The sequence below is a fragment of the Bradyrhizobium daqingense genome, from assembly GCF_021044685.1.
Taxonomy (GTDB): domain Bacteria; phylum Pseudomonadota; class Alphaproteobacteria; order Rhizobiales; family Xanthobacteraceae; genus Bradyrhizobium; species Bradyrhizobium daqingense.
The window spans coordinates 1,929,831-1,955,943 of record NZ_CP088014.1 but is presented as its reverse complement, the minus strand read 5'-3'; the positions used below and the strand labels follow the sequence as shown (position 1 = coordinate 1,955,943).

Sequence of the window (26,113 nt, the reverse complement as noted above, 5' to 3'; positions counted from 1 at the left end):
ATGCTTCCCGCTTCGAGGGAATCCACGAAAACCAAATCGCAAGGTTCTGACGCCCAAAGCATCAAAACCTTGCAATCTGGAAATGCCCCTTAGCCCAAATCGAGATTCCCGATCAGTGGCTTAGTCCTTCTTCACGGACGACTTTATCGTCTCAGCGTCAAGCGCCCACGCTCAGTTCAGCTTTCGCTTCGCCACCGGCGCTTCGAACTGGGCGATCTCCGCGGTCTGCGGTGCCTTGCCGTTGAAGGTCAGCACGTTGCCTTCGGACGAGATCGCGACATTGTCGCCGTCCCTGACGTCGCCGCCGAGGATCATCTCGGCGAGCGGGTCCTGGACGTAGCGCTGGATCACGCGCTTCAGCGGCCTGGCGCCGTAGGCGGGGTCCCAGCCCTTGGCAGCGAGCCAGTCGCGGCCGGCAGCATCGAGCGTCAGCACGATCTTGCGATCGGTGAGCAGCTTCTGTAGCCGCGCGAACTGGATCTCGACGATCCGGCCCATCTCGCTCCGCTGCAGGCGGTGGAACAGGATGATCTCGTCGACGCGGTTGAGGAATTCGGGGCGGAAGTGCGCCCGCACCATGCCCATCACCTGCTCGCGCACGGCCGAGGTGTCATCGCCCTCCGGCTGGTTCACCAGGTACTCCGAACCGAGATTCGAGGTCATGATGATCAGCGTGTTGCGGAAATCGACGGTGCGGCCCTGGCCATCGGTCAGGCGGCCGTCGTCGAGCACCTGCAACAGGACGTTGAAGACGTCGGGATGCGCCTTCTCGATCTCGTCGAACAGCACCACCTGGTAAGGACGGCGCCGCACCGCTTCGGTGAGCGCACCGCCCTCGTCATAGCCGACATAGCCCGGAGGCGCGCCGATCAGCCGCGAGACCGAGTGCTTCTCCATGTATTCAGACATGTCGAGGCGGACCATCGCGGTCTCGTCGTTGAACAGATACTCCGCCAGGGCTTTCGTCAGCTCGGTCTTGCCGACGCCGGTCGGCCCTAAGAACATGAACGAGCCGGTCGGCCGGTTCGGGTCCTGCAAGCCCGCGCGCGAGCGGCGCACGGCGGTCGCAACTGCACGCACGGCCTCGGCCTGGCCGACGACGCGCTTGCCGAGCTGCTCCTCCATCTTCAGGAGCTTCTCCTTCTCGCCTTCCAGCATCTTGTCGACGGGCACGCCGGTCCAGCGCGACACCACCTGCGCGATATGGTTGGCGGTCACCGCCTCCTCCATCATCTCGCCGGAGTTCTCTTTGGCTTCGATATCCGCGATCTTCTTCTCGAGCTCGGGTATCCGGCCATAGGCGAGCTCGCCAGCCTTCTGGAATTCGCCGCGCCGCTGGGCGTTGGCGAGCTCGACGCGCAGACCGTCGAGCTCCGCCTTCAGCTTCTGGGCGTCGGAGAGCTTGTTCTTCTCCGCGCTCCAGCGCGCCGTCAGGGCAGCAGACTTCTCCTCGAGATCGGCAAGGTCCTTCTCCAGGGTCTGGAGCCGGGACTTGGAGCCGACATCGCTTTCCTTCTTGAGCGCCTCCTGCTCGATCTTGAGCCGGATGATCTCGCGGTCGAGCGAGTCCAGCTCCTCCGGCTTGGAATCAACCTGCATCTTCAGCCGCGCCGCGGCCTCGTCCATGAGGTCGATCGCCTTGTCGGGCAGAAAGCGGTCGGTGATGTAGCGGTTGGACAGGGTCGTCGCGGCCACCAGTGCGGAATCGGTGATCCGCACGCCATGGTGCTGCTCATACTTGTCCTTCAGCCCGCGCAGGATCGAGATGGTGTCCTCGACCGAGGGTTCGCTGACGAAGATCGGCTGGAAGCGCCGCGCCAGCGCGGCGTCCTTCTCGACGTGCTTTTGATACTCGTCGAGCGTGGTCGCGCCGATGCAGTGCAGCTCGCCGCGGGCAAGCGCCGGCTTGAGCAGGTTGGAAGCGTCCATCGCGCCGTCGCCCTTGCCGGCTCCGATCAGCGTGTGCATCTCGTCGATGAACAGGATGAAGGTGCCCTCGCTCCCGGTCACTTCCTGGAGCACGGCCTTCAGCCGCTCCTCGAACTCGCCGCGGTATTTTGCACCCGCGATCAGCGCGCCCAGGTCGAGCGACAGCAGCTTCTTGTCCTTGAGGCTCTCGGGCACGTCGCCGTTGACGATGCGCAGCGCAAGCCCTTCCGCGATCGCGGTCTTGCCGACGCCGGGCTCGCCGATCAGCACGGGATTGTTCTTGGTCCGGCGCGACAGCACCTGGATGGTGCGGCGGATCTCCTCGTCGCGGCCGATGACCGGATCGAGCTTGCCGTCGCGCGCCGCCTGAGTGAGGTCGCGGGCATATTTCTTCAGCGCGTCGTAGGCGTTCTCGGCCGTGGCGGAGTCCGCCGTGCGGCCCTTGCGCAGGGCCTCGATGGCCGCGTTGAGGTTCTGCGGGGTGACACCGCCCTTGTTGAGGATGGTGCCGGCCTCGCTGGTCTTCTCCAGCGTCAGGCCGAGCAGCAGCCGCTCGACGGTGACGAAGCTGTCGCCGGCCTTCTCGCCGGCCTTCTCAGCCGCGTCGAAGGTGCGGGCGAGCTCGGGTGCCAGATAGATCTGACCGGCGCCGCCGCCGGAGACCTTCGGCACCTTGCCGAGGGCGTCCTCGGTCGCCTTGAGAATTGCACGGGAGTTGCCGCCGGCACGGTCGATCAGACCGGCAGCGAGCCCTTCATTGTCGTCCAGCAGCACTTTCAGCAGGTGCAGGGTGGAGAATTGCTGGTGCCCCTCGCGCATCGCTAGCGACTGCGCGGACTGGATGAAGCCCCTGGAGCGTTCGGTGTATTTGTCGATATTCATCTTTTTCTGTCCCTCGGCCTGCCCTCAGGGCCCTCTAAGGCACCCCGAACGGCATCTTCATTGGGTTTCCGCCTGATGCGTTGACGTTCCTCAACGCAGCAAGCAGTCGTTTATCAGGCGGCCCTGGCGCCGGCCTGACCCAGATGTGGGAAGCGTGTCCTCGGATCGGTAGAGGCGAGTTCACAATTTCGTGCGCTGATCCGCCCGCTTGGCGCCGGGCGGTCGAATCCCCTAAGTAGCGGCATGACAGCCAGCCACACCGCCGAGATCACCGGCCTTTACCGCTACCCTATCAAGGGCCTGACGCCCGAGGCGCTGCCCCACGTGACCTTGCGGCGGGGAGAGACCCTGCCCGCCGACCGCCGCTATGCCATCGAGAACGGGCCGAGCGGCTTCGATCCCGAAGCGCCTAGCTGGAAGCCGAAAATCCAGTTTCTGATGCTGGCGCGCAATGAGCGGCTGGCGTCGCTCGACAGCCGGTTCGACGATGCGACCAACGTCTTGACCATCCGCAAGAACGGCCAGATCGTCGCCACCGGCGACCTGGAGACCGCGGACGGGCGCGCTGCCATCGAGGCTTATTTCAGCGAGAACTTTCAGCCGGAGCTGAAGGGCCCGCCAAAGGTGCTGTCGGGCCGCAACCACAGCTTTTCCGACGTCGCCCGCAAGGTCGTGTCCATCATCAATCTCGACAGCGTCCGCGCCATCGAGGCCATGCTGGGCGGCGCCGCTGTGCATCCCCTGCGCTTCCGGGCCAATCTCTACGTCAAAGGTTGGCCGGCTTGGTCGGAACTCGACCTCGTCGACCAGACGCTCGCGATCGGTGAGGCCCGGCTGAAAGTGATCAAGCGCATCGTCCGCTGCCCGGCCACCAATGTCGACCCCGCCACCGCCAAGCGCGATCTCGAAATCCCGCCGACGCTGTCGCGCCATCTCGGCCACATGGATTGCGGCATCTATGCCGAGGTGATCGAAGGTGGCGAGATCGGCATCGGCGATGCGGTGGCGGTGGAGCAGCCGAAACTGGTGTGACGGGGCGGGCTCCGCACACTCCGTCATTGCGAGGAGCACTTGCGACGAAGCAATCCAGAGATCTATCCGTTGAGACAGTCTGGATTGCTTCGTCGCTTCGCTCCTCGCAATGACGAGGCTGCCGTAGGGTGGGCAAAGCGAAGCGTGCCCACCAATTCGGTTCGCGAACGTTTACGCACCGCCGGTGGGCACGGCGCTTGCGCGCCTTTGCCCACCCTACGGCACCGTCCCTTCCTCAATTCGGCATCACATACGCATAGATCCGACCGCGCGACACCGGCGCTTCGCGGACGCGGTTGCCGTTGTTGCCCGAGATCATGATTGGATTGCCCTTGGCATCGATGCCGGTGATGATGCCGACATGACCGCCGCGGCTGCCGCGCGACATCACCGCGATGGCGCCGACCTGCGGACCGGAGATGCGGGTGCCGTAGCGCGCGAACGAGCTCGCCATGTCGGAGCCGGTGCCCTGATGGCCGGTGTGCTGCAGCACCATGTTCATGAAGCGCGCGCACCACAGGCGGCCGCGCCCGGTCGGATTGCCGCCGAGATAACGGCGCGCCTCGGACACGAGGCCCGATCCGCCGCCGAAGTTGCCGCTGCTGCCGGCGTTGTTGGCCATTCCATTGTTGGCCATTCCGCCATTGGCATTCGGATCATAGCTCGCGAAAGTGTCGCCGAATCCGCTCGCCTGCAGCTGCGCCGCGCTGCGTTCGAAGCGCGAGCTGCGGGCATGGTGGCGATAGTGACGGGTGTGATGATGTCTGGCGTGATGCACGTAACCGTGCCGCTCTGCGCTATGACGATGATGCGGCCGCGCCGAGGCCGGAGATACGAACACGGCGACCGCCGCGAAGAAGATCGCCATCGCGATAAGACAACGCGACAGGCGAGACGCAAACAACTCCAACATTCTTCATCCTTCGTTGACACCCCCACTTTCCCCAATCGGCCCGTGTGGTGGCCGACGTCCGTCAGGGCGTTAAGCCGTCCCATGTGGCGAGAAAAAGACGCCACGCGTCTGCGAATGGCTGCGATGATTTTGCGCCGGTGCTGGTTTGATGCTGCCGCATTGCGGACAACAGCGTTAACTGCAATCCTCGAAATGCGGCTTGAAGAGAGGGAAACAGTTAATGCCCCACGCCACGACCAGGGACGACGTCCGCATCTATTTCGAGGAGGCGGGCCAGGGATCGCCGATCATTTTTCTGCACGAGTTCGCGGCCGACCACACCAATTGGGAGCCGCAGATGCGCTACTTCTCGCGCGGCCACCGCTGCATCACTTATTCTGCGCGCGGCTACACGCCGTCGGACGTGCCCGACGGCGAGGTCTACACCTACACGCATTTCTACACCGATGCGCTCGCGGTGCTCGATCATCTCGGCATCGAACGGGCGCATCTGGTGGGACTGTCGATGGGCGCATACTCATCGCTTCAGATCGGGCTCAACGCGCCGCAGCGCGCGCTGTCGATGACGCTTGCCGGCGTCGGCTCGGGCTCTGAGCTCGATAATCTCGATGCCTGGCGCCAGCAGTGCCGCGCCAATGCCGAGCAGTTCGATACGCTGGGCTCCGCCGAAGTCGCCAAGGTCACACGCGAGGCGCCGAGCCGGATTCCCTTCCTGGTGAAGGACCCGCGCGGCCACGCCGATTTCTACGCTGCGCTGGCGCGCCACGACGCCAAGGGATCGGCGCGCACGATGCGCGGCTTCCAGGGCGGGCGTCCTTCGATCTACACGATGACGGATGCGATCAAAGGCGTTGCGACGCCGGCCCTGATCATCTGCGGTGACGAGGACGATCCGTGCGTCGGGCCGAGCCTGTTCCTGAAGAAGCATCTTCCGGCGGCCGGGCTCGCGATGTTTCCGAAGTCGGGCCACGTGCTCAACCTCGAAGAGCCCGCGCTGTTCAACGCGAGCGTCGAGCGGTTCGTGACGCTGGTGGAAGCAGGACGGTGGCCGGTGCGCGATCCGCGGTCGCTGGCGGCGCATTAGGCACCGGCGCAGCCTAGTACTCCGTCATTGCGAGCGCAGCGAAGCAATCCAGAGTCTCCGCAGAGATAGCCTGGATTGCTTCGTCGCAAGAGCTCCTCGCAATGACGGCTAGCTACTTCCCCCCGCCCCGGCTCAGCAGAAACACGCCCTGCTCGCCGAACATGTTCCAGACCCACCAGGGCAGATTGAGCGGCACCGGGCGGCCGTAGAGGTCGAGCGCCACCGCCCGCTCCATCTTGACGTTGATCTCGTCGCAAAGCTCGACGAAATCCTTGATGGTGCAGAAATGGATGTTGGCGGTGTCGTACCAGGTCGCCGGCAGATTCTCCGTGCGCGGCATGTGGCCGCCGATCAGGAGCTGGAGCCGCATCTTCCAGAAGCCGAAATTCGGGAACGACACGATGGCGCGGCGGCCGATGCGCAGGAGGTTCTCCAGCACCACACGCGGCTGCCGGGTCGCCTGCAGCGTCTGCGACAAGATCACATAGTCGAACGCATCGTCGGGATAATTGACGAGGTCGGTGTCGGCATCGCCCTGCACCACGGCGAGCCCCTTGGCGACGCAGCGGTTGACGCCCTCGCGCGACAGCTCGATGCCGCGGCCGTCGATGCCACGCATCTCCAGCAGCTGGAGCAGATCGCCCTCGCCGCAGCCGACATCGAGCACTTTCGAGCCCGGCTTGACCATGTCGGCCACCAGACGATGATCAGCGCGATAATCGCCGGACTGCCTGGTCGCAACGCCGCCGAGCGGCAACACTTCCTGCACGGACATCTTAGCTATCCTTCAGTCCGCGGGCCTTGCCAGCCGATTGCAGGAAGGCGCGGGAGATATCGAAGAACTCGGGCACGTCGAGCAGGAAGGCGTCGTGGCCGCGATCGGTCTCGATCTCGGCGAACGACACCCGCGCGCTCGACGCGTTCAGGGCATGCACCAGCGCGCGGGATTCCGAGGTCGGAAACAGCCAGTCGCTGGTGAAGGAGACCACGCAGAGGCGCGTCTTGATGCCGGCGAACGCCTTGGCGAGCACGCCGCCATGGTCGGCAGCGATGTCGAAATAGTCCATCGCGCGCGTCAGATAGAGATAGGAGTTGGCATCGAAACGCTCGACGAAGGAGGAGCCCTGGTAGCGCAGATAGGACTCGACCTGGAAATCGGCATCGAAGGAGAAGGTCGGCAGCTCGCGATCCTGCATGCGGCGCCCGAACTTGCGGTGCAGCGCGGCGTCGGAGAGATAGGTGATGTGCGCCGCCATGCGCGCCACCGCGAGGCCGCGATGCGGATGGATGCCGCGGTCGGCATAGCCGCCATTGTGCCAGTCGGGATCGGCCATCACGGCCTGGCGGCCGAGCTCGTGGAAGGCGATGTTCTGCGCCGAATGCCGCGTGGAGCAGGCAATCGCCAGCGCGGAGTAGACGCGGGCAGGGTAGGCCGCGGTCCATTGCAGCACCTGCATGCCGCCCATCGAGCCGCCGACGACGGCAAACAGCGTATCGATGCCAAGCCGGTCGATCAGCATCGCCTGCGCGCGTACCATGTCGGGAATGGTGATGACGGGGAAGTCCAGACCCCACACCTTGCCCGTGGCGGGATTGATCGAGGCCGGCCCGGTCGAACCCATGCAGCCGCCGATCACGTTGGAGCAGATGATGAAGTAGTGCTTGGGATCGATGGGTCGGCCGGGTCCGACCAGTGTCTCCCACCAGCCGGGTTTGCCGGTGACGGGATGGACGTTGGCGACATGCTGGTCACCGGTCAGCGCATGGCAGATCAGAATGGCATTGGAGCGGTCGGCGTTCAGCTCGCCATAGGTCTGATAGGCGATCTGGAACGGCGAGAGATCGACGCCGCAATCGAGCCGCAACGGCTGATCGGCGCCGAAATGCATCACCTCCGAGCTCGGATGATCCACTTCATGCGACCGATCATCGGTGCTGATCGCGGGACTCGGAATCGATTTGACGCTGCCCATCGGACCATCGACCTCATGTGCGATCGGACTTCAGACCGCAGTGACATCAGGCCATGAAAAACCCGGCCTGAACGATAGGTTCGGCCGGGATCGGAAGCGTCCCCGGCCTGTTTAGCGAGTTTTTTAACGTGGCTGCAAGCCGGCCGGCTCAAATGACCACGGAACAGGCAAAATTTACTGGCTCAGGCGGTTTTCGTCAAGTCGCGGCCGGGATCAACCGGATTTGCCTCCAGCCTGCGGGCCGAAAGGGCCTAATTTCCTTTGCATTTCTCTTTGCTTTCGCCGCGCTGACTGCCTAATCAGGACATCGACCGCAGCGGTGACGGCATCGGCCGATCCGCATTGGAATGCCTTCCAACAGCACCCGTCAGATATGTCCCAACGTCCGCCCGCGCCACCATCGCTTCAGGAATTGCGCAAGGAGATCGATGCGATCGATGAGGGCATGCATCGCCTCCTGATGCAGCGCGGCGACATCATCGACCGCCTGATCCAGGTGAAGCAGACCCAGGAGGTCGGCTCGGCGTTCCGCCCCGCGCGCGAGGCCTCGATGATGCGCGAGATCGTGCAGCGCCATCGCGGCATCCTGCCGCTCGACACGGTCGAAAGCATCTGGCGCGTCATCATCTCGACCTTCACCTATGTCCAGGCGCCGTTCTCGGTGCATGCCGACATCTCGGTGAGCGAGCCGGCAATGCGCGATTCCGCGCGTTTTCATTTCGGCTTCACGGTGCCTTACGTCGCGCATTTCAGCGCGCAGGCCGCGGTCGAGGCCGTGGCAAAGTCCAAGGGCGATCTGGCGCTGGTCTCGGCGACCTCGAGCCGCACGCCGTGGTGGCTGGAGTTGGAAACGGACGGCGCGCCGAAAATCATCGCGCGGATGCCTTTCGTCGAGCGCGCCGACCATCCGGCCGCGCTGCCGGTGTTCGCGATCTCGCGCGTCGCCGACAGCGCCCTGGTGACCGAGGTCGAGACCTTCAGCGTGCGCGTGTCGGGCTGGAACGCCGAGGTCGCGCGCGCGCTGTCGCCGCTTGCCGAGATCGTGGCCGTGCCCGATACCGCGTTCGACGGCGCGGCCCTCCTGGTCTCGGTCACCAGCGCGACCAGCATCGACAAAATCAGGGCTGCCCTGATCGAGGCGGGGGCCTCGGTCCGCTCTGTGGCCCTCGTCGGCAGCCACGCAACGCGCTATACGGTGCCCCCGAGCGGGCCGAAATCGTAAGTCGCGAGCAGCCCAGCCTATCCGGAGTTGAAGATGTCCCGCCCCGTGCCGAACCCCGGCATTCTCGATATTGCGCCCTACACGCCCGGCAAGAGCCCGGTCGCCGAGCCGGGCCGCAAGGTGTTCAAGCTCTCGGCCAACGAGACGCCGTTCGGGCCCTCGCCGAAGGCGATCGAGGCGTTCAAGCGCGTCGCCGATCACCTGGAGGACTATCCTGAAGGTACCTCGCGGGTGCTGCGCGAGGCGATCGGCCGCTCCTTCGGGCTCGATCCCAACCGCATCATCTGCGGCGCAGGCTCCGACGAGATCCTCAATCTGCTCGCCCACACCTATCTCGGCCAGGGGGACGAAGCGATCTCCACCACCCACGGCTTCCTGGTCTACCCGATCGCGACCATGGCGGTGGGTGCCAAGAATGTTATCGCGCAGGAGAAAAACCTCACCTGCGACGTCGATGCCATCCTCAAGGCGGTGACGCCGAAGACCAAGCTGGTCTGGCTCGCCAATCCCAACAATCCGACCGGGACCTATGTCCCGTTCGACGAGGTCAAGCGGCTGCGCGCCGGCCTGCCGTCGCATGTGCTGCTGGTGCTGGACGCCGCCTATTGCGACTATGTCTCGCGCAACGACTACGAAATGGGGATCGAGCTCGTCGCCACCACCGAGAATACCGTGGTGACGCACACCTTCTCCAAGATCCACGGGCTTGCCGCACTGCGCATCGGCTGGATGTTCGGGCCCGAGCACATCATCGACGCGGTCAACCGCATCCGCGGGCCCTTCAACGTATCGACGCCGGCGATGTACGCCGCGGTTGCCGCGATCGAGGACACCGCGCACCAGGCGATGTCGAAGCAGTTCACCGAAACCTGGCGCAACTGGCTGACCGAGGAGATCGGCAAGCTCGGGCTGAAGGTGACGCCGAGCGTCGCCAATTTCGTGCTGATCCATTTCCCGACGGAAGGCAAGACGTCGGATGCGGCCGACGCGTACCTGACCAAGCGGGGCCTCGTGCTGCGCGCGCTGAAGAATTACGGCCTGCCGCATGCGCTGCGCATGACCATCGGCACCGAGGAGGCGAACCGCCTCGTGGTCGAGGGCTTGCGCGACTTCATGGCCGGCAAATGAGCGCGCAGGCGCATTTCCAGCGCGTCGCGCTGATCGGCTTCGGCCTGATCGGCGGTTCGATCGCGCGCGCCGCGAAGCTCCAGGGGCTGGCCGGCACGATCGTCACCACCGCGCGTTCGGAGAAGACCCGCGCCCGTGTCGCCGAGCTCGGTATCGTCGACGAAGTCGTGGCGACCAACGCGGAGGCCGTGAAGGACGCCGATCTCGTCATCCTCTGCATTCCCGTCGGTGCCTGCGGGCCCGTGGCGCAGGAGATCGCTGCCCATCTCAAGCCGGGGGCGATCGTCTCCGACGTCGGTTCGGTCAAGGGCGCGGTGGTCAGGGACATGGCCCCGCACCTGCCGAAGTCGGTTCATTTCGTGCCGGCGCATCCAGTCGCGGGCACCGAGCATTCGGGGCCGGACTCAGGCTTCGCCGAGCTCTTCATCAACCGTTGGTGCATCCTCACCCCGCCCGATGGCACCGACGCAGCGCCCACGGAGCATTTGCGCGCCTTCTGGGCGGCGATGGGCGCCAAGGTCGAGGTGATGACGCCGGATCATCATGATCTCGTGCTCGCCATCACCAGTCACCTGCCGCATCTGATCGCCTATACCATCGTCGGCACCGCCGACGAGCTGGCCCAGGTGACGGAATCCGAGGTGATCAAATTCTCCGCCGGCGGCTTTCGCGACTTCACCCGCATCGCGGCCTCCGATCCGACCATGTGGCGCGACGTCTTCCTCGCCAACAAGGAAGCGGTGCTGGAGATGCTCGGGACCTTCACCGAGGATCTCGCCAAGCTCACGCGTGCGATCCGCCGCGGCGACGGCGAGGCGCTGTTCGACCACTTCACCCGCACCCGCGCCATCCGCCGCGGCATCGTCGAGATTGGCCAGGATTCGGCCGCGCCCGATTTCGGCCGCCCGCATGCGGCGCTGAAGAAGCCTTAGACCACCCGTCTGTCCTCCGTCATTGCGAGGAGCGAAGCGACGAAGCAATCCAGACCGTCTCCTCGGAGAAAGTCTGGATTGCTTCGCTTCGCTCGCAATGACGGCGGATCAATACAGCGGCGGAATCTGCCCGACCTTGACCGGGCCGAGCAGCACGGCGCCGTCGACGAATTTCAGCGGGAAGCTCCGCGCTTTCTTGCCTTCCAGCGTACTCTCGGTGCCGATCGAATTGATGCCGGCGGCAACGCCCGCATTCGCGTTCTGCTTGATGACCTTGCCGAGGCCGGGAACGGCGCGATCGAGTGCGCCGAATAGATTGTTGAGGTCCTGCGACTTCACGCCGGGCGCGAGGCGATCGAGGGTGGCCTGCGGCACGCCCTCCTCCAGCATCTTCTCGATGCCGAGCGCCGGGATCACCCGCTCGAGACCGGTCACCGTCATCTGCAATTCGCCGTCGAGCCGCCCATTGGCGGAGAGGCCAAGCGTGCCGGCCGCAACCGCGATCATCTCGCCCTGCTGAATCCGTGACTGCACGATCTCGATATTCCCGCCGGCGGCCTGGATCTCGCGGAAGCGTTGCGGCCAGGGCTTTGGCGTGAGGTCGGTGAGGCCCGAGATCTTCGCGCGCGTGTCCGCCTCGAACGGCTCGGCGAGCAGCGGATGCACACCCTGGATGCTGCCCTGCGCGACATGAAGCACGGTCTCGATCACCGGATGATCGGACTTCGATCCGTCCGCCAGACGGCCGTGCAGCTCGACCTGCTTGGCGCGCGCGAGCGGCACCTGCACGCTGCCGTCGAGACGGTTGAGGCTGGGATCGTCGAACACGAGGGAGGCACGGTCCGGCACCGCCGGCAGGCCGACCACGCTGCTGCGGCCCTTGCTCCAATTCACCACGAAAGTGTTTTGCGTGACGCCGTCAATCAGCGTCGCCGGCGCGGAGAACTCGGCGATGACGAGCTTGGGGTCATAGACCTGGGCGACGACCAGAATGTTGTCGAGCTTCGCCGTGAACGGCGTCTTGCTCGCGTTTTGCGAGACCAGGGCGACGCTGGCGCCCGAGCACTGCACCTCGAAGCGGAACGGGAAGCCGGCGATCGAGCGCTTGGCGCAGTCATAGATGCGGCCGGCCTTGGCCTCCTGCGCCCGCCAGGCGTCGGCGGCGATTTCGGCCTGCGAGGCAGCATAGAACCAGAAGCAGGTCCAGGCCACGGCGAGGACCAGGACGAAAATGGGGGCGATGAATAGGCCCCAACGGGAGCGGCGACGGCCTGTGGCAACGGTCATATTGGACATGCGGCGACCCTTTGACCCCAGATTCAGGCAAATGTAAGCGAGGCCGGCCTGCGACGAAAGGCGCAGAAAGCACTTCGCTTGGGGGCCTCATTCTGGTAGCCGTGCCCGAAATGTCGGAAATCACCCTCCCCTCCGTCACCACAGCCAAGGGCGACCTCTGGGTGTTCGGCTACGGCTCGCTGATGTGGCGGCCGGGTTTCGAATTCGAAGAGCGCGTTCCGGCGCGGCTGGTCGGCGAACACCGCGCGCTCTGCGTCTATTCCTTCGTGCACCGCGGCACGCCGGAGAAGCCCGGTCTGGTGCTCGGGCTCGACCGCGGCGGCGCCTGCCGCGGCATCGCCTTTCGCGTCGCTGAAAAGAACCGCGCCGATGTCGTCGCTTATCTGCGGGCGCGCGAGCAGGTCACTTCGGTCTATCGCGAGGTGATGCGTTCGGTGTGGCTCGAGGACGATGCGCGGCAGCGCGTCTCCGCACTCGCCTATGTCGTCGACCGCGGCCATGTGCAGTATGCCGGCCGGCTGTCGCTCACCGAGCAGCACCGCCATGTCCTCCAGGGCCACGGCCAGTCCGGCGCCAATCGCGATTACGTGACCGCGACGGTGAAGGCGATCGAGGCCGAAGGTTTTCGCGACACGCAGCTGCACCAGCTCGCAGCGATGCTGCATGGCGATGCGCATGTGCTGCACACACCGGCCCCGACCGACGATCGCGAAAGCCGCTAGCCGCCCTTCGGCGCATAGCTCGGCGCCGATCCGATCAACTGCTCCTGCTCTTTCCGCCCCGCTTCCACGAGACGACCGGTTGCATCCTCGATGGCCGTCTGCACGCGCGAGAGAAATTCATCCTTCGGCAGACCGGCTGGAAGCGGATCGAGGAATTCCACCACCAGGGTGCCGGGATAGCGCATGAAGGTGCGGCGCGGCCAGAACAGGCCGGAATTGAGCGCGACCGGAAGGCATTGCACGCCGCAGGACGAATAGATCTGGGCAAAGCCGGTCTTGTAATCGGGCGGCGCGCCCGGCGCGCGGCGCGTGCCTTCCGGAAAGATCACGAGCTGCTTCCCGCTGCGCACCGCCTCGCGCGCCCGCCGCGTCATGTCGAGCAGCGCCTTCACGCCGGCATTGCGGTCGATCGCGATCATCCCGGTCTTGACCAGGAATTGACCGAACACCGGAATCTGCATCAGCTGACGCTTGAGGATGAAGATCGGACGATCAAAGAAGCCCGGCAGCACGAACGTCTCCCAGAACGACTGGTGCTTGGCCACGATCAACAATGGTCCTTGCGGGATCTTCTCGACACCGCGAAACTCCACCTTGATGTCGCAGACGAGGCGCATCAGGACCAGCGTCGCCTTCGCCCACCATTGCGCGACCGTCAGCATGGCGCGCGGCGGCAATGCGAAGGTCGGCAGCGCCACGATCGCGAGGCACACCAGCACGGCGTAGAACAGCACGTTGAACATGAGCGAGCGCAGGAAAATCAGGAACATCGACGATCCGATTGATTTGCCGATTAATTTGCCGACCAGGTTGCCGATTAATTGGCCTGTGCAGTGTTGGGCCGCTTCGGCTGCACGCCTGCAGGCTGCTCCAATATCTCGGGCGAAAGGTCAATCCCGAAATTCTCCAGCCGGACCCTGAGCTCAGCCGCGACGTACTTGACATATTCCGACAACAGCAGCCGCAACGTCGACGGCGAAGTCCACCACGGCTCCTCACGCCACTTCTCGCCGACCACCGCGAACGGGATCAGCGTCGCCTGCGGCATCGCATGGGAGAATTCCACCAGCGCGCGCGGCATGTGATAGTTCGATGTGACCACGATGAGGGATTTGAACCGCCGCCCCTCGGCCCAGCGCCGCGCCTCCGCGGCATTGCCGCGGGTCGAGAGCGCGGTGCGGTCGAGGTCGACGCAACAAGTCATGAAGGACTGGTTCTCCGGCAGGGTCCGGGAGATGTCGCTCGCGGTCGAGGTCGGATGCACACCCGAGATCAGGAGCCTGCGGCCGTAACCGGCAGCGAGCAGCTCCATCGCGTCAGAAACCCGCGAGGAACCGCCGGTGAGCACCACGATGCCGTCCGCCTTACGGTCCGGCACCAACTCCGCGCCACGCAATTGCGACAGGAACGCGATGAAGCCCGCCGCCGCGCCGACGAAGGCAAGCGCGATCGTCGACACGATTGTCGCACGCAGCCAGCCGCGCGGCAGTTTCGGTGATCGATCGTCGGTCGGCGAGGTCATGCGATGTCGGTGATCCCTTCCCTTGCGGTGATTTTAAGAGGTTTTGAGGCGAAGTGGAGTCTGGTTTAACGGAGTTAATCGACGTCATTCAACGTCGCGAACAGCGTCTGGCGGGAGGCCACCGCGGTGATGGCGCCGATCAGCACCGCCTGCGCGGCGAGCACGATGTAGCCGGATGGCCGGAGCGAGAAGGTGCCGAGCAGCGCTGCGAACTGGTCGCCCACGGGGGTGCCGGAAAACCAGCCTGCAATCGACTCCGAGAAGCCGAACAGCAGCATGGCCGCGCCGCCGCCGATCACACCGCCCTCGAGGCCCAGGCGAAGGAAGTGGCGCAGGAAATGATTGGCGATGTAACGGTCCCCGGCGCCGACGAAATGCAGGACCTCGACGATCGGGCGGTTCGCCGCCATGGCGCCACGGGTCGCAAACGACACCGAGATGATGGTGGCGATGATGACCAGCGCGAGAATGCCGAGCCCGGCGAGGACGGTGGCGTTGGTCATCGAGCGCATGCGCTCGATCCAGGCGCGATGATCATCGACGCTCGCGCTCGGGGCAACCTGGGTGACGCGCGCGCGCAGGACGCCGAGATCGAGCAGCGTGCCCGGCTGCACGCGGGCGATGATCATGCGCGGCACCGGCAGATCGTCCATCGACAGGCCGGTGCCGAGCCAGGGCTCGAGCAGCTTGCCGCTCTCGTCCTTGGTGAACGGCTTGACCTCGACAATGCCGGCTTGCGTGCGCATGGCTTCCGTCACCGCTGCGGTGTCGCGCTCGAGATCGCGCCCCGCCTGCGGACGGATCTGGATGGTGATCTCGCTCGCGACGTCCGACTGCCATTCCGCGGCGGAGGCGCTGACCAGCAGCACCGTGCCCGTGGTCATCGACGCCAGGAACGTCATGATGGCGACGACGGCGACCAGCGCGCGGCCGTGAATCGAGGCGCGCGGCACGATCGGCGACATGTTGCGGGCCTTGGCCGGAAGCTGCGGGCGCTCCTGCCCGAGATCGACCAGCACGCCGCGCTCGTCGGTCCTATTCATAGACGTGCAGCCGTCCCTGATGCAGCACGAGGCGCCGCGCCTCGTACTGGTCCATCAGCCCGATGTCGTGGGTGGCAATGATGACGGCCGTGCCTGATTTGTTGAGCTCGATGAAGAGCCGCAGCAGGCGGCGGCCGAGCGTCGGATCGACGCTGCCGGTCGGCTCGTCCGCGAGCAGCAGCTGCGGGCGCGAGATCACGGCGCGCGCGATCGCCGCGCGCTGCTTCTCGCCGCCGGACAGGATCGGCGGCAACGCATCCATGCGGTCGCCGAGGCCGACCCAGCGCAAGAGATCGATGACCTCCTTGCGATAGCTCGACTCGCTGCGGCCCATGACGCGGAATGGCAGCGCGACGTTCTCGTAGGTCGTCATGTGGTCGAGCAGGCGGAAGTCCTGGAGCACGATACCGATACGCTTGCGCAGATCGGCGATCTCGTCCTTGCCGAGCCGCGAGATGTCGTGGCCGAACAGATTGACCAGGCCCCGCGTCGGCCGATGCGACAGGAACAACAGGCGCAGCAGCGAGGTCTTGCCGGCGCCGGAGGGGCCGGTGAGAAACTGAAAGGAGTGCGCCGGAATCTGGAAGCTGAGGTCGCGCAGGATCTCCGGCCCCAGACCGTATCGCAATCCGACATTTTCGAACCGAACCAAGCTCAGCTCCGTTCGAGAGGGGGCGCGGGCTGCACGGCTGCACCCCGCCATAGACGATTAACGGTTTTTGCGACCGTTATGGTTTCCGGTTCGTTAACGCTCGCCCGGTAGCATAAGGGCCGCCCCGGTTCTCCGCGACCGCGGCATCGTCAAGTCCGGTCCAGGTCCCGGTCCAGGTCCAAGTTCTCGTTCATGCATCAAGGCTCGTCCATGCATATCGTCTGCCCCCATTGTACGACATCCTACGCCATCAAGCTTGCGAGCCTGGGGGCGAACGGCCGGACGGTACGCTGCTCCCGCTGCAAGGAGACCTGGGTCGCCCATGCCGAGGACGCGATCGAGGAGGCCTCGATCCCGGCCATGGCCGCAGCCAGCCAGGCCGAGGACCAGTCCGACCTCGCCGAGCAGTGGAACTCCTACGCCAAGGATGACAGCACCGCCGACACCCCGGTCGTCGAAAGCCCCTCGATCGCCAGCGACTGGCCCGCCGAGGAGACCAAGCAGATCGAGGACGAGTGGTCGGCGGCGGCCCGGGCCGCCGAGGAGGAGGTCGCCGGCGCGCAGCACCAGTCCTGGTTCAGCGGCCTGTTCCGCCGCCGCGGCGCGCGGGTCAGCCGTCCAGTCGCCGCCGCTCCGCGGCGAAAATCCTATTTCGGCCTCCCGACGGCCTGCGCTGCCATGGGCGCGCTGGTGCTGGCGCTGGTGATCTGGCGCGGCGACATGGTGCGGTTGTTGCCGCAGACGGCGGCGTTCTACAAGATGGTCGGGCTCGAGGTGAATCTGAGAGGGCTGGCCTTCAAGGACGTCAAGCTGTCCAGCGAGACCGTAGACGGTAAGCAGGTGCTGGTGATCGAGGGCGTGATCGTCGGCGAGGGCAAGAAGGCACTCGACATCCCCCGCCTGCGCTTCGCCGTGCGCGACGCGCAAGGCGCCGAGATCTACGCCTGGAACACGGTGCTGGAGCAGACCGTGCTGCGGCCCGGCGAGCGCGCCTTCTTCCGCTCGCGCCTGGCCTCGCCGCCCCCGGAGGGCCGCAACATCGACATTCGCTTCTTCAACCGGCGCGACATTGCCGGCGGCAGCGTATAATCGGCCCCGCCGAGGTCCGCGCGGGAGTTGGTCGCAAGGTTCGTCCCATGCCGAAGATCCTGATTGCCGATGACGAGGATTCGATGCGCACGCTGGTGGCGCGCGCGATCGCCATGGACGGCCACGAGACCGTCACCGCGCAGGACGGCGCCGAGGCGCTGGAGATCCTGACCCGCGAGGCCGGCGCATTCGATCTGTTGCTCACCGACATCCAGATGCCCGTGATGGACGGCATAGCGCTGGCCCTCTCGGCTGCGCGCGATTTTCCCGATCTGACCATCCTGCTGATGACCGGCTTTGCCGATCAGCGCGAGCGCGCCTCGAACCTCAACGCGCTGGTGCATGACGTCGTGACCAAGCCGTTCTCGGTGGCCGACATCCGCACCGCCGTGGCGGATGCGCTGGCAGCGAAGAAGGGGTAGCGAGCGGCCGGTGGCGCCACGTCGTCATTGCGAGCGTAGCGAAGCAATCCAGAGTCCCTCCGCGGAAAGATTCTGGATTGCTTCGCTACGCTCGCAATGACGGGCGGTATGGCGCGGTTTGTAGCCCGCATGAGCGCAGCCACATGCGGGACGGGCGGCCCCGGATGTCGCTTCGCTCATCCGGGCTACGAGAGCTGAGACGACGTTCTAAAAATCCTTCAGCAGGCGCTCGATGTAGTCGAGCTCGATCTGCGGACGCGAGGAATCGCCGAGGCGGCGGCGGAGCTCTTCGAGGATGCGGCGGACGCGCTGGGCGTCGATCTCGCCGGGGATCTTGACGGTGTAGTCGTCGCTGAGATCGCGGCCGTGAAGCGGGCGGCCGAGCGGATCGGTCTGATTGCCGCCGCTCTGCTGCCGGCCGGCGCGATTGCCGGGACCGTCGCCCTGCCCCTCGCCATCGCCCTGCTGCATCGCCTCGGCCATCTTCTGCGCGCCCTTGCGCAAGGCATCGAGCGCCTTGCCTTGCGCATCCGTCGCGCCGTCGGCATTGCCCTCGCCGAGCTTCGAGCCGGCATCGCCCATGGCCCCGTCGGCGTCATCGAGACTGCCGTCGTCGTCGCCCTGGTCGCCGTCCTGATCGCCGGACTGACCCTGGTCGCCCTGCTGGCCCTTCTGCCCTTGCTGCTTCTGCCCCTTTTGTCCCTTCTGCGTGAGGCCGCGCTTGGCGAGCTGGTCCTGCAGCTTCTTCAGGCGGTCGCGCAACGCCTCCTGATCCTGCTGCAGGTCCGACATCGACTGGTCGCCCTGCTGCTTGCCGCGCGAACGGTCGCGCCGGGAGTCCTGGCCCTGCTTGAACGTCTTGTCGCGCAATTGCTGCTGCTTGCGGATCATGTCGCTCAGCTCGTTGAGCGCCTGCTCCATCTCGCTTTCGCCGGATTGCCCGCGCTGCGCCATCTGGAGGTTTTCCATGATCTGCGCCAGCTGCTCGAGCATGCGCTGGGCGGCCTCGCGATTGCCTTCGCGCGCCGCCTTCTCGATCTGCCGGAGCAGATCGTCCAAATCCCGTTGCGTGATGACGGAGCGATCGCGATTGGACGATTGGCTTCGCTCGGTCGCGCGCTTGTATTCTTCGAGCTTCTGGATGGCGTCGGATTGGTTGTTCAGGCTCTTGCCGGACTCCTTCTGCCGGAGGCTGTCGCCGGAGTCCTGCATCGCCTTTTCCGCGCTGTCGAGCAGCGCGTCGGGATCCTGGTCCTGCTGGGCAACCGCAGGCGACAAGCCTCCGAGCAGAAAGGCGAGACAGGCGATCGAGATCGCCCTCAAGACTGGCAGGCGCGCTAGTTTCCGCATTTCCGGTCCCGCGTAAACTGATTGGCCCCCTCATTGCCCGCCTTGGCGCGGCTGTTCGCCGACTGCCGATAGGCTTGAAGCTGCTGACGCAAGGCATCTTGCTGCTGCGCCAGCTCGGCGAGCTGCTCGGGCGTCGCATGCTGGGTCTTCTGTCGCAGCTCGACGGCCTTGTCGAGGATGAGCTGGACCTCCGCGGGAAACGGTTGCCGGGGGCCGAGCGGATTTTGCTCGGCGCGCCGGGCGAGGTCGCGCACCTTGCCGGCCATGGCCTCACGGAGCTTCTGCGTCAGCACCCTGATCTCGTCCTCGCCGGCGCCGCGGTCCAGCGCCGCCTTGAGCGCGTCCTGCGCCGCGCGCAGCGCCGCGTTGACGCTGCCGGCGACGCCGTCGTCCTCGACAGTGACTGCGAATGCCCACATGCTCGCCACCACCTCGCGCAGCGCGTCATCGGTACGGGCCGCCTCGAGCTGGGATGCGAGGCTGCGGAGGCCGAGATAGCAGCCCGCATCCGGCGTGAACAATTCGGGCGCGATCATCAGCGCGTCGAGCGCGGTGTAGACCTCGGAATTCCTGTTGGCATCGAGCGCAAGGATGCGGCGCTGCTCGATCAGCGCCCGCGCGAGCGAGTTGGTGAAGAGGCGCTCGGGCAGCCGCATGCTGAAGGGCTCGCTTTTCGCCTCGTTGCCGGCCTCGTCCTTGGCGGTCAGCGTCAGCGTGACGTCGGCGCCGGCATAGGGATCCTCGCTGAGGTCCTTCACCGTCTGGCCGACACCGTTACGGGTGCGCGCGTTCGGCAGCACGAGCGGGAATTTCGGCGGCTGGAACAGCGGCCGCGCCGGGCTCTTGCCCTCGTTGCTGTTGCCCTTCGCGTTATCCTTGGCATTGTCCTTGGCGTCGGCGGGACGCAGCGCAATCTGCGCCTCGGCGCCGGTGACGCCGTAATCGTCCTCGATCTTGTAGGAGAGCTGGAGCGCACCGCGCGCCTGGCGCTCGGGATCCTTGGCGAGCGCGATCGTCGGCGCACGGTCCGGCGTTGCCGCGAACGCCCATTGCGGCTGGCCGGAGGGCGCTCGGACATGCGCCATGCCGTCGGCTGCGATGGCAAAATGCTTCTCGTTGGTGCCCTTGGGCGCGGCTTCCGTGGGCGCGACCTCCTTGAGGCCGCCGGAGACGGCGACGTCGAGGTTGCCGCCGGAGGAGCGCACGATCAGGGTCGAGCCGGCGGGAACGGCGAGCGGGCCGCTGGCGGGCAGCGCCGCCGCCTCCTTGTTGGCGGCCGACAGGATGATCGGCGGCTTGCCGGTGTAGAGCGGCGGCGTAACCCAGGCATCGACGCGAATATTGGCCGGGGCCAGCACGCCGTTCCAATTGAAGGCGGCCCCCAGCCGCAGCGCGCGTTCGTCGCCGGCGGCGAAGAAGGTCGCAACCAGCATCACCATGACGAGGGCGCGCAGCGCCCAGGGATCATGCAGCGCGAGCCGCGGATGCGGCAGGCCGGCGCGGATGCGCTTGAGCGAGGTCAGCGTGCGCTCGCGCTGGGCCTGCCACAGCGCCCGGGCAACCGGGTCCTGCGAGGTCAGCGTGTCCGTAAGCGTGGTCGCCGGACGGTGACGGATGCCGGAGCCGCGATCGAGCCGGCTCAGGGCCTCCTCGCGGCTCGGCCAGCGAAAGCGAATCAAGGGGAACAGGGCGGCAAGCGCGATGCCGGCGAAAATGGCGAGACCGATGGCGCGAGCAATGAACGGCAAAGCCAGCCATAGACCAGCCCAGGACACCACCAGGAACAGGCCGACGACGGTCAGAAGCCGCGCCAGATTCGGCCAGGCACGCTCCCACGCGATGGCATAAAGGGCCCGGTCGAGGGCCTGCGCCAGCTTCAGCCGCGACAGAGCGTCGCCATCGCGGTTCGGATCTGACGGGTCGGGGGTGACGCCGTTCAATCAGCTCTCCAGGTTGCCCGGTAGAGTGAAGCCTACCACAACGGCAGGACTGAGGCATCCGTTCCTGCACGGGACAGGGCCCTTTTCCCGCATAACACGAGGACGTGACTGGCCCGGCACGACCCCGTAATTTCCGCGACGCCATCCCGACGACAACGAAGGAAACGTCATGGACAAGAAGATGCACGACAAGGGCCTGGAAGTCCGCAAAGCGGTGCTGGGCGAGGCCTATGTCAACAACGCCCTGAAGAACGTCGACGATTTCAACCGCCCGTTCCAGGAGATGCTCAACGAATATTGCTGGGGCACGGTCTGGGGCCGTGAGGAGCTGCCGCGCAAGACCCGCAGCATGCTCAACATCGCGATGATCGCAATCCTCAACCGCCAGCACGAGTTTCGCGCGCATCTCAAGGGCGCACTGACCAATGGCGTGACCCGCGAGGAGATCCGCGAGATTCTGATGCAGGTCGCGATCTACGGCGGCATGCCCGCCGCCGTCGACAGCTTCCGCATCGCGCGCGAGGTTTTCGCGGAGATCGATGGGAAGGCGTGAGGAGCGCCAGCCTCGCCGTCGTCCCGGGGCGCGCAAAGCGCGAGCCCGGGGACCCATAACCACAGGAAAACGTGGTTATGGAGACTCGGAGTGACCGCTTTCGCGCGACGACTCCTCCCTGGGGTTATGAATCCCGGGCTCATCGCTTCGCGATGCCCCGGGACGACGGGCGGAGAGTAATCGCCGCTTCTCGTCAACCAACAACGAATAGCAAGCAAAAAGGAAACACCATGGACATCGGATTCATCGGGCTCGGAAACATGGGCTTCCCGATGGCGCGGCGGCTGATCGAGGCGGGGCACAAGCTCGTCGTGTTCGACACGCGCAAGGACGTGGTCGAGAAGCTGGTGGCGCGCGGCGCCCGGGCGGCGACATCGCCGAAGGATGTCGCAGATCAGGTCGAGACGGTGATGGCGAGCCTGCCTTCGCTGCAGGCCTCGCTCGAGGTTGCCGCGGGCGCCAATGGCGTGGTCGAGGGCAAGCGCGCGAAACGCTTCGTCGATCTATCGACGGTCGGCTCGGCGATGGCCGCTAGGATTCACGGCCTGCTCGCCGAACGCAACATCGTGCAGATCGACTGCCCCGTCTCTGGCGGGGTCGGCGGCGCCGAGAAGGGCACGCTGGCCGTGATGGTGTCGGGGCCGAAGGCGGAGTTCGAGCTGCTCAAGCCCGCGCTCGACGTGATCGGAAAGGTGTTCTTCATCGGCGAGAAGCCGGGCGCAGCGCAGACCATGAAGCTCGCCAACAATTTTCTGTCGGCGACCGCGATCGTGGCGACGTCGGAAGCGGTGGTGATGGGCGTCAAGGCCGGGCTCGATCCCGCCGTGATGATCGATGTCATCAATGCCGGCTCCGGCATGAACACCGCGAGCCGCGACAAGTTTCCGCGCTCGGTGCTGCCGCGCACCTTCGACTTCGGCTTCGCCACCGGATTGATGGTGAAGGACGTGCGGCTGGCGCTGGAGGAGATGAAGCAGCTCGGCCTGTCGATGGAGGTTGCCGATGCCGTGGGACGCTTGTGGGAGACGGTGATCAGCGCGGAGGGCGCCGAATCCGATTTCACCGCGGCGATCAAGCCGATCGAGAAGAAGGCGGGGGTGGTGGTTGGCGGCAAGGGCGGATTGGCGGGGAAGTAGTTGTCCCGATCTCTGCTGTCGTCCCGGGGCGCGCGAAGCGCGAGCCCGGGACCCATAACCACAGGAAGAAGTTTTACGAAGGCTCGAGTTACAGCTTAGCCAAAAACCACTTCCTGTGGTTATGGATCCCCGCCTTCGCGGGGATGACACCGCGGCTGTTGAGCCGGCGTCGCCAGCTCACAACCACGGCGCCGGCGTGTCCATCGCGATCAGCTGCTCGACCTCGACGCGCGGGCGCACGACGGCGTATTGGTCGTCCTTCACCAGCACCTCGGGCACCAGCGGCCGCGTATTGTAGGTGCCGGCCTGCACCGCGCCATAGGCGCCTGCGGTCATGATGGCGAGCAGATCGCCCGGCTTCGGCGTCGGCAGCGTGCGGTCGAGCGCGAGGTAGTCGCCGGTCTCGCAGACCGGGCCGACGACGTCGGCGATGATGGTGGCCGCACCCTTCGCCGCTTGCGTCACCGGCAGGATGTCGTGATGCGCCTCGTAGAGCGTCGGGCGGATCAGATCGTTCATGGCGGCGTCGATGATGACGAAATTCTTGCCGTCGCCGTGCTTCACGTAGATGACCTTCGCGACCAGGATGCCGGCATTGCCGACGATCATGCGGCCGGGCTCGAACATCAGCGTGCAGCCGAGATTGTGGCTGACGCGCTTGACCATGGCGGCATAGGCGTTGGGCGCCGGCGGTGCCTCGCGGTCCATGTAATAGGGAATGCCGAGACCGCCGCCGAAATCGACGTGACTGATGTTGTGACCGTCGGCGCGCAGCGTCTGCACGAATTCTGAGAGGATGCGGAACGCGGTCTCCATCTTGGAGAGGTCGGTGATCTGGCTGCCGATATGCAGGTCGGTGCCTGTCACCTCGATGCCCGGGAGCTTCGCCGCGCGGGCGTAGATCTCGCGGGCATGGGCGATCGGGATGCCGAACTTGTTCTCGGACTTGCCGGTGGAGATTTTTGCATGCGTGCCGGCATCGACGTCCGGATTGACGCGCACGGAGATGCGCGCGGTCTTGCCCATCTCGGTCGCAAGCCGCGACAACAGCTCGAGCTCGGGCTCGGATTCGACGTTGAGACAGAGGATGTCGGCGGCGAGCGCGGCGCGCAGCTCGGCCTCGGTCTTGCCCACGCCGGAGAACAGGATCTTGCTGGCGGGAATGCCGGCGGCCAGCGCCCGCTTCAGCTCACCGCCCGAGACGACGTCGGCGCCGGCGCCGAGCTTGGCCAGCGTGCGCAGCACCGACTGGTTGGAGTTCGCCTTCATGGCGTAGCAGACCAGCACCTTCTCGCCGGCGAAGGCATCCGCGAAGACGCGATAATGCCGCTCCAATGTCGCCGTCGAATAGCAATAGAACGGCGTGCCGACGGTCGCGGCCAGCTCGGACAGATTCACCGCCTCGGCGTGCAGCACGCCGTTGCGATAGTCGAAATGGTTCATGGCGCAGGCTCGGTTGTCCCGGCTTATTTCCGGGCGGGAGGTTCGTCCAGGAGCGGATCGAGAATAAACGGCTTCTTGCGGCCCTTCGCCGCCGCAGGCGCAGGATCCGCACTATAGGTGGGGCTGAGCGTGCCCGGCGCCCTCGGGGCTTCGGTCTCGGCATCGACCGGCGCGGCGCCGGTGGTCGCGGACGCGGTCGGCGGCAGATCCAGCGGGCCTTTGCGGCCGCAGCCGGCGAGCGCCAGCGCCGTCAGGCTAAGGACAATGATGGCCCACCCCGAGCCGGCCGGGCGAAACTTTGACGTCACGACGAAATCCCCACTACGCGGCGCGCACCATACAGAGATTGGCGCGCTCTGGCGAGAGCCGGATGGCCATGAAAGATAAGCGAAATTTTGCCCTCAGCCCGATTTTCGCTCTTTTTCCAGCCGCTTCGCCCAGCTCTTCGCCTGCGCCGCCACGTTCTTCGGCGCGGTACCGCCGAAGCTGGTCCGGCTCTTCACCGACGATTCGACCGAGAGCACGCCGAGCACCTCCTTGGTGATCCTGGGCTCGATCGCCTGCATCTCCGTCAGCGGCAGCTCGTGCAGCGCCACGCCGCCCTCGGCCGCCTTGGCAACGATGCGGCCGGTGACGTGGTGGGCCTCGCGGAACGGCATCTTCAGCGTCCGCACCAGCCAGTCAGCAAGATCAGTCGCGGTGGCATAGCCCTCGCCGGCCGCCGCCTTCATCCTGGCTTCATCGGGCATGAGGTCGCGGACCATGCCGGTCATGGCGCGGATCGCTAGCGACAGCGCTGCAAAGCCCTCCATGGCACCCTGCTTGTCCTCCTGCATGTCCTTTTGATAGGCGAGCGGCAGGCCCTTCATGACGATCAGAAGCCCGTTGAGCGAGCCGATGACGCGGCCGGTTTTGGCACGCACCAGCTCGGCGGCATCCGGATTGCGCTTCTGCGGCATGATCGAGGATCCCGTGGTGAACTTGTCGCTGAGCCTGACAAGGCCGACCAGCGGCGAGGTCCAGATCACGATCTCCTCGGCAAAGCGCGACATGTGCACCGCGCAGATCGCGGCGGCCGACAGCGTCTCCAGCACGAAGTCGCGGTCGGACACCGCATCGAGCGAGTTCGCCATCGGGCGGTCGAACAGCAGCGCCTTCGCCGTGGCATGGCGGTCGATCGGGAACGAGGTGCCGGCGAGCGCGGCCGCGCCCAGCGGGGATTCGTTCAGCCGCTTGCGTGCGTCCTGGAACCGGCCGCGGTCGCGCGCGGCCATCTCGACATAAGCCAGCAAATGATGGCCAAAGGTGACGGGCTGCGCGGTCTGCAGATGCGTGAAACCGGGCATGACGGTGCCCGCGTGCTCCAGCGCGCGCTCCACCAGCGCCTGCTGGAACGCAGCGAGCGCCGCATCGGTCTCGTCGATGACGTCGCGCACGAACAGGCGGAAATCGGTCGCGACCTGGTCATTGCGCGAACGCGCGGTGTGCAGGCGGCCGGCGGCCGGGCCGATCAGCTCGGACAGGCGGCTCTCGACGTTCATATGGATGTCTTCGAGCGCGCGCTTGAAAGTGAAACCGCCCTTGCCGATCTCTGACAAGATCGTGTCTAGACCCTTGCCGATATTTTTCGCATCAGAGGCCGTGATGATGCCCTGGCTGGCCAGCATCGCGGCGTGGGCCTTGGACGCGGCAATGTCCTGGGCGAAGAGGTGACGATCGACGTCGATGGAGACGTTGATCTCTTCCATGATCTCATCGGGACGTTCCGAGAACCGGCCGCCCCACATCTTGTTGCTCATGATCCCCTGCTCACGCCCTGACTTGCCGCGTTTGCTGACTGCTGCCAGCCG

Annotated in this window: 24 protein-coding genes and 1 riboswitch; of the genes, 10 read left to right on the top strand and 14 right to left on the bottom strand. The window is 65.7% G+C overall.

What is annotated here, in order from left to right; translation table 11 throughout:
• Positions 1–171: 171 nt before the first annotated feature.
• Positions 172–2,811, bottom strand: coding sequence for an ATP-dependent chaperone ClpB (clpB, locus tag LPJ38_RS09280; RefSeq protein WP_145641677.1), 2,640 nt, complete (start codon positions 2,809–2,811; stop codon positions 172–174).
• A gap of 243 nt (positions 2,812–3,054) precedes the next feature.
• Between clpB and LPJ38_RS09275 the strand changes: the two genes are divergently transcribed.
• Positions 3,055–3,843 carry an MOSC domain-containing protein gene (locus LPJ38_RS09275; RefSeq protein ID WP_145641679.1) on the top strand — a complete coding sequence of 263 codons (789 nt, stop codon included), beginning with the start codon at positions 3,055–3,057 and terminating at the stop codon, positions 3,841–3,843.
• A gap of 235 nt (positions 3,844–4,078) precedes the next feature.
• Here the strand turns inward: LPJ38_RS09275 and LPJ38_RS09270 are convergent, their stop codons facing one another.
• The gene (locus LPJ38_RS09270; protein ID WP_145641682.1) at positions 4,079–4,756 is read right to left on the bottom strand and encodes an NlpC/P60 family protein; all 678 of its coding nucleotides are present in this window, start codon (positions 4,754–4,756) and stop codon (positions 4,079–4,081) included.
• Positions 4,757–4,976: 220 nt separating this feature from the next.
• Between LPJ38_RS09270 and LPJ38_RS09265 the strand changes: the two genes are divergently transcribed.
• Positions 4,977–5,840 (top strand): alpha/beta fold hydrolase, encoded by an 864-nt coding sequence (locus LPJ38_RS09265; RefSeq protein WP_145641684.1) that lies wholly within the window; start codon positions 4,977–4,979, stop codon positions 5,838–5,840.
• A gap of 112 nt (positions 5,841–5,952) precedes the next feature.
• On the opposite strand, the gene metW is transcribed toward LPJ38_RS09265, so the two are convergent.
• Both metW and metX read right to left on the bottom strand, forming a co-directional pair.
• Positions 5,953–6,615, bottom strand: a complete 663-nt coding sequence (metW, locus tag LPJ38_RS09260; protein WP_167520750.1) for a methionine biosynthesis protein MetW — start codon at positions 6,613–6,615, stop codon at positions 5,953–5,955.
• A gap of 1 nt (position 6,616) precedes the next feature.
• Entirely contained in the window at positions 6,617–7,813 is a 1,197-nt protein-coding gene (gene metX / locus LPJ38_RS09255; protein ID WP_145641689.1) for a homoserine O-acetyltransferase MetX, read from the bottom strand.
• 90 nt (positions 7,814–7,903) lie between these two features.
• A riboswitch (SAM riboswitch) is annotated at positions 7,904–7,983 on the bottom strand.
• 203 nt (positions 7,984–8,186) lie between these two features.
• Here metX and LPJ38_RS09250 point away from each other — a divergent pair.
• The 3 genes from LPJ38_RS09250 to LPJ38_RS09240 are packed head-to-tail and all read left to right on the top strand — an operon-like array spanning position 8,187 to position 11,095.
• A complete protein-coding gene (locus tag LPJ38_RS09250) occupies positions 8,187–9,035 on the top strand; it encodes a chorismate mutase (RefSeq protein WP_145641691.1) in 849 nt (282 codons plus the stop codon).
• A 33-nt stretch (positions 9,036–9,068) separates the two neighbouring features.
• Complete coding sequence (hisC, locus tag LPJ38_RS09245; protein ID WP_145641693.1) at positions 9,069–10,163, top strand: histidinol-phosphate transaminase; 1,095 nt, start codon at positions 9,069–9,071, stop codon at positions 10,161–10,163.
• On the top strand, positions 10,160–11,095 hold the full coding sequence (locus LPJ38_RS09240; protein WP_145641695.1) for a prephenate/arogenate dehydrogenase family protein: 936 nt from the start codon (positions 10,160–10,162) through the stop codon (positions 11,093–11,095). The genes hisC and LPJ38_RS09240 overlap by 4 nt, the downstream gene beginning before the upstream one ends.
• Before the next feature lie 108 nt (positions 11,096–11,203).
• Here LPJ38_RS09240 and LPJ38_RS09235 read toward each other — a convergent pair whose 3' ends face one another.
• Positions 11,204–12,391, bottom strand: a complete 1,188-nt coding sequence (locus LPJ38_RS09235) for a DUF2125 domain-containing protein (protein ID WP_145641697.1) — start codon at positions 12,389–12,391, stop codon at positions 11,204–11,206.
• A 110-nt stretch (positions 12,392–12,501) separates the two neighbouring features.
• Here LPJ38_RS09235 and LPJ38_RS09230 point away from each other — a divergent pair, with 110 nt between their 5' ends.
• A complete protein-coding gene (locus LPJ38_RS09230; RefSeq protein WP_167520751.1) occupies positions 12,502–13,113 on the top strand; it encodes a gamma-glutamylcyclotransferase in 612 nt (203 codons plus the stop codon).
• On the opposite strand, the gene LPJ38_RS09225 is transcribed toward LPJ38_RS09230, so the two are convergent.
• From LPJ38_RS09225 to ftsE, 4 genes are all read right to left on the bottom strand, one after another.
• Positions 13,110–13,883, bottom strand: coding sequence for a lysophospholipid acyltransferase family protein (locus LPJ38_RS09225; protein ID WP_145641701.1), 774 nt, complete (start codon positions 13,881–13,883; stop codon positions 13,110–13,112). The genes LPJ38_RS09230 and LPJ38_RS09225 overlap by 4 nt on opposite strands.
• A 47-nt stretch (positions 13,884–13,930) precedes the next feature.
• A complete protein-coding gene (locus tag LPJ38_RS09220) occupies positions 13,931–14,635 on the bottom strand; it encodes a YdcF family protein (protein WP_145641703.1) in 705 nt (234 codons plus the stop codon).
• A gap of 74 nt (positions 14,636–14,709) precedes the next feature.
• A complete protein-coding gene (locus tag LPJ38_RS09215; RefSeq protein ID WP_145641705.1) occupies positions 14,710–15,678 on the bottom strand; it encodes a cell division protein FtsX in 969 nt (322 codons plus the stop codon).
• A complete protein-coding gene (gene ftsE / locus LPJ38_RS09210) occupies positions 15,671–16,330 on the bottom strand; it encodes a cell division ATP-binding protein FtsE (RefSeq protein WP_020508614.1) in 660 nt (219 codons plus the stop codon). The genes LPJ38_RS09215 and ftsE overlap by 8 nt, the downstream gene beginning before the upstream one ends.
• 210 nt (positions 16,331–16,540) lie before the next feature.
• On the opposite strand from ftsE, the gene LPJ38_RS09205 reads away from it, so the two are divergent.
• Both LPJ38_RS09205 and LPJ38_RS09200 read left to right on the top strand, forming a co-directional pair.
• Positions 16,541–17,419: an MJ0042-type zinc finger domain-containing protein gene (locus LPJ38_RS09205; protein WP_167520752.1), complete on the top strand. Its 879-nt coding sequence runs from the start codon at positions 16,541–16,543 to the stop codon at positions 17,417–17,419.
• Positions 17,420–17,466: 47 nt separating this feature from the next.
• On the top strand, positions 17,467–17,841 hold the full coding sequence (locus LPJ38_RS09200) for a response regulator (RefSeq protein ID WP_145641709.1): 375 nt from the start codon (positions 17,467–17,469) through the stop codon (positions 17,839–17,841).
• A 207-nt stretch (positions 17,842–18,048) separates the two neighbouring features.
• Here LPJ38_RS09200 and LPJ38_RS09195 read toward each other — a convergent pair whose 3' ends face one another.
• Positions 18,049–19,191: a DUF4175 family protein gene (locus LPJ38_RS09195; RefSeq protein WP_145641711.1), complete on the bottom strand. Its 1,143-nt coding sequence runs from the start codon at positions 19,189–19,191 to the stop codon at positions 18,049–18,051.
• A complete protein-coding gene (locus LPJ38_RS09190; RefSeq protein ID WP_145641713.1) occupies positions 19,179–21,131 on the bottom strand; it encodes a TIGR02302 family protein in 1,953 nt (650 codons plus the stop codon). The genes LPJ38_RS09195 and LPJ38_RS09190 overlap by 13 nt, the downstream gene beginning before the upstream one ends.
• Positions 21,132–21,300: 169 nt before the next feature.
• Between LPJ38_RS09190 and LPJ38_RS09185 the strand changes: the two genes are divergently transcribed.
• Together LPJ38_RS09185 and LPJ38_RS09180 are read left to right on the top strand one after the other, a co-directional pair.
• Positions 21,301–21,684, top strand: coding sequence for a carboxymuconolactone decarboxylase family protein (locus LPJ38_RS09185; RefSeq protein ID WP_028134137.1), 384 nt, complete (start codon positions 21,301–21,303; stop codon positions 21,682–21,684).
• 230 nt (positions 21,685–21,914) lie between these two features.
• Positions 21,915–22,820: an NAD(P)-dependent oxidoreductase gene (locus tag LPJ38_RS09180; protein ID WP_145641715.1), complete on the top strand. Its 906-nt coding sequence runs from the start codon at positions 21,915–21,917 to the stop codon at positions 22,818–22,820.
• 177 nt (positions 22,821–22,997) lie between these two features.
• Here LPJ38_RS09180 and lysA read toward each other — a convergent pair whose 3' ends face one another.
• The 3 genes from lysA to argH all read right to left on the bottom strand — a co-directional run bounded on the left by lysA (position 22,998) and on the right by argH (position 26,062).
• A complete protein-coding gene (gene lysA, locus LPJ38_RS09175; RefSeq protein ID WP_145641717.1) occupies positions 22,998–24,263 on the bottom strand; it encodes a diaminopimelate decarboxylase in 1,266 nt (421 codons plus the stop codon).
• Between the two features lie 23 nt (positions 24,264–24,286).
• Positions 24,287–24,571 (bottom strand): LPS translocon maturation chaperone LptM, encoded by a 285-nt coding sequence (gene lptM, locus LPJ38_RS09170; RefSeq protein WP_145641719.1) that lies wholly within the window; start codon positions 24,569–24,571, stop codon positions 24,287–24,289.
• Between the two features lie 93 nt (positions 24,572–24,664).
• Positions 24,665–26,062: an argininosuccinate lyase gene (gene argH, locus LPJ38_RS09165; RefSeq protein WP_145641721.1), complete on the bottom strand. Its 1,398-nt coding sequence runs from the start codon at positions 26,060–26,062 to the stop codon at positions 24,665–24,667.
• Positions 26,063–26,113: the final 51 nt, after the last annotated feature.

Coding starts and splice junctions, on each gene's coding strand:
- clpB (WP_145641677.1), bottom strand. CDS start 2,811: ATGAATATCGACAAATACACCGAACGCTCCAGGGGCTTCATCCAGTCC.
- LPJ38_RS09275 (WP_145641679.1), top strand. CDS start 3,055: ATGACAGCCAGCCACACCGCCGAGATCACCGGCCTTTACCGCTACCCT.
- LPJ38_RS09270 (WP_145641682.1), bottom strand. CDS start 4,756: ATGTTGGAGTTGTTTGCGTCTCGCCTGTCGCGTTGTCTTATCGCGATG.
- LPJ38_RS09265 (WP_145641684.1), top strand. CDS start 4,977: ATGCCCCACGCCACGACCAGGGACGACGTCCGCATCTATTTCGAGGAG.
- metW (WP_167520750.1), bottom strand. CDS start 6,615: ATGTCCGTGCAGGAAGTGTTGCCGCTCGGCGGCGTTGCGACCAGGCAG.
- metX (WP_145641689.1), bottom strand. CDS start 7,813: ATGGGCAGCGTCAAATCGATTCCGAGTCCCGCGATCAGCACCGATGAT.
- LPJ38_RS09250 (WP_145641691.1), top strand. CDS start 8,187: ATGTCCCAACGTCCGCCCGCGCCACCATCGCTTCAGGAATTGCGCAAG.
- hisC (WP_145641693.1), top strand. CDS start 9,069: ATGTCCCGCCCCGTGCCGAACCCCGGCATTCTCGATATTGCGCCCTAC.
- LPJ38_RS09240 (WP_145641695.1), top strand. CDS start 10,160: ATGAGCGCGCAGGCGCATTTCCAGCGCGTCGCGCTGATCGGCTTCGGC.
- LPJ38_RS09235 (WP_145641697.1), bottom strand. CDS start 12,391: ATGTCCAATATGACCGTTGCCACAGGCCGTCGCCGCTCCCGTTGGGGC.
- LPJ38_RS09230 (WP_167520751.1), top strand. CDS start 12,502: ATGTCGGAAATCACCCTCCCCTCCGTCACCACAGCCAAGGGCGACCTC.
- LPJ38_RS09225 (WP_145641701.1), bottom strand. CDS start 13,883: ATGTTCCTGATTTTCCTGCGCTCGCTCATGTTCAACGTGCTGTTCTAC.
- LPJ38_RS09220 (WP_145641703.1), bottom strand. CDS start 14,635: ATGACCTCGCCGACCGACGATCGATCACCGAAACTGCCGCGCGGCTGG.
- LPJ38_RS09215 (WP_145641705.1), bottom strand. CDS start 15,678: ATGAATAGGACCGACGAGCGCGGCGTGCTGGTCGATCTCGGGCAGGAG.
- LPJ38_RS09205 (WP_167520752.1), top strand. CDS start 16,541: ATGCATATCGTCTGCCCCCATTGTACGACATCCTACGCCATCAAGCTT.
- LPJ38_RS09200 (WP_145641709.1), top strand. CDS start 17,467: ATGCCGAAGATCCTGATTGCCGATGACGAGGATTCGATGCGCACGCTG.
- LPJ38_RS09195 (WP_145641711.1), bottom strand. CDS start 19,191: ATGCGGAAACTAGCGCGCCTGCCAGTCTTGAGGGCGATCTCGATCGCC.
- LPJ38_RS09185 (WP_028134137.1), top strand. CDS start 21,301: ATGGACAAGAAGATGCACGACAAGGGCCTGGAAGTCCGCAAAGCGGTG.
- LPJ38_RS09180 (WP_145641715.1), top strand. CDS start 21,915: ATGGACATCGGATTCATCGGGCTCGGAAACATGGGCTTCCCGATGGCG.
- lysA (WP_145641717.1), bottom strand. CDS start 24,263: ATGAACCATTTCGACTATCGCAACGGCGTGCTGCACGCCGAGGCGGTG.
- argH (WP_145641721.1), bottom strand. CDS start 26,062: ATGAGCAACAAGATGTGGGGCGGCCGGTTCTCGGAACGTCCCGATGAG.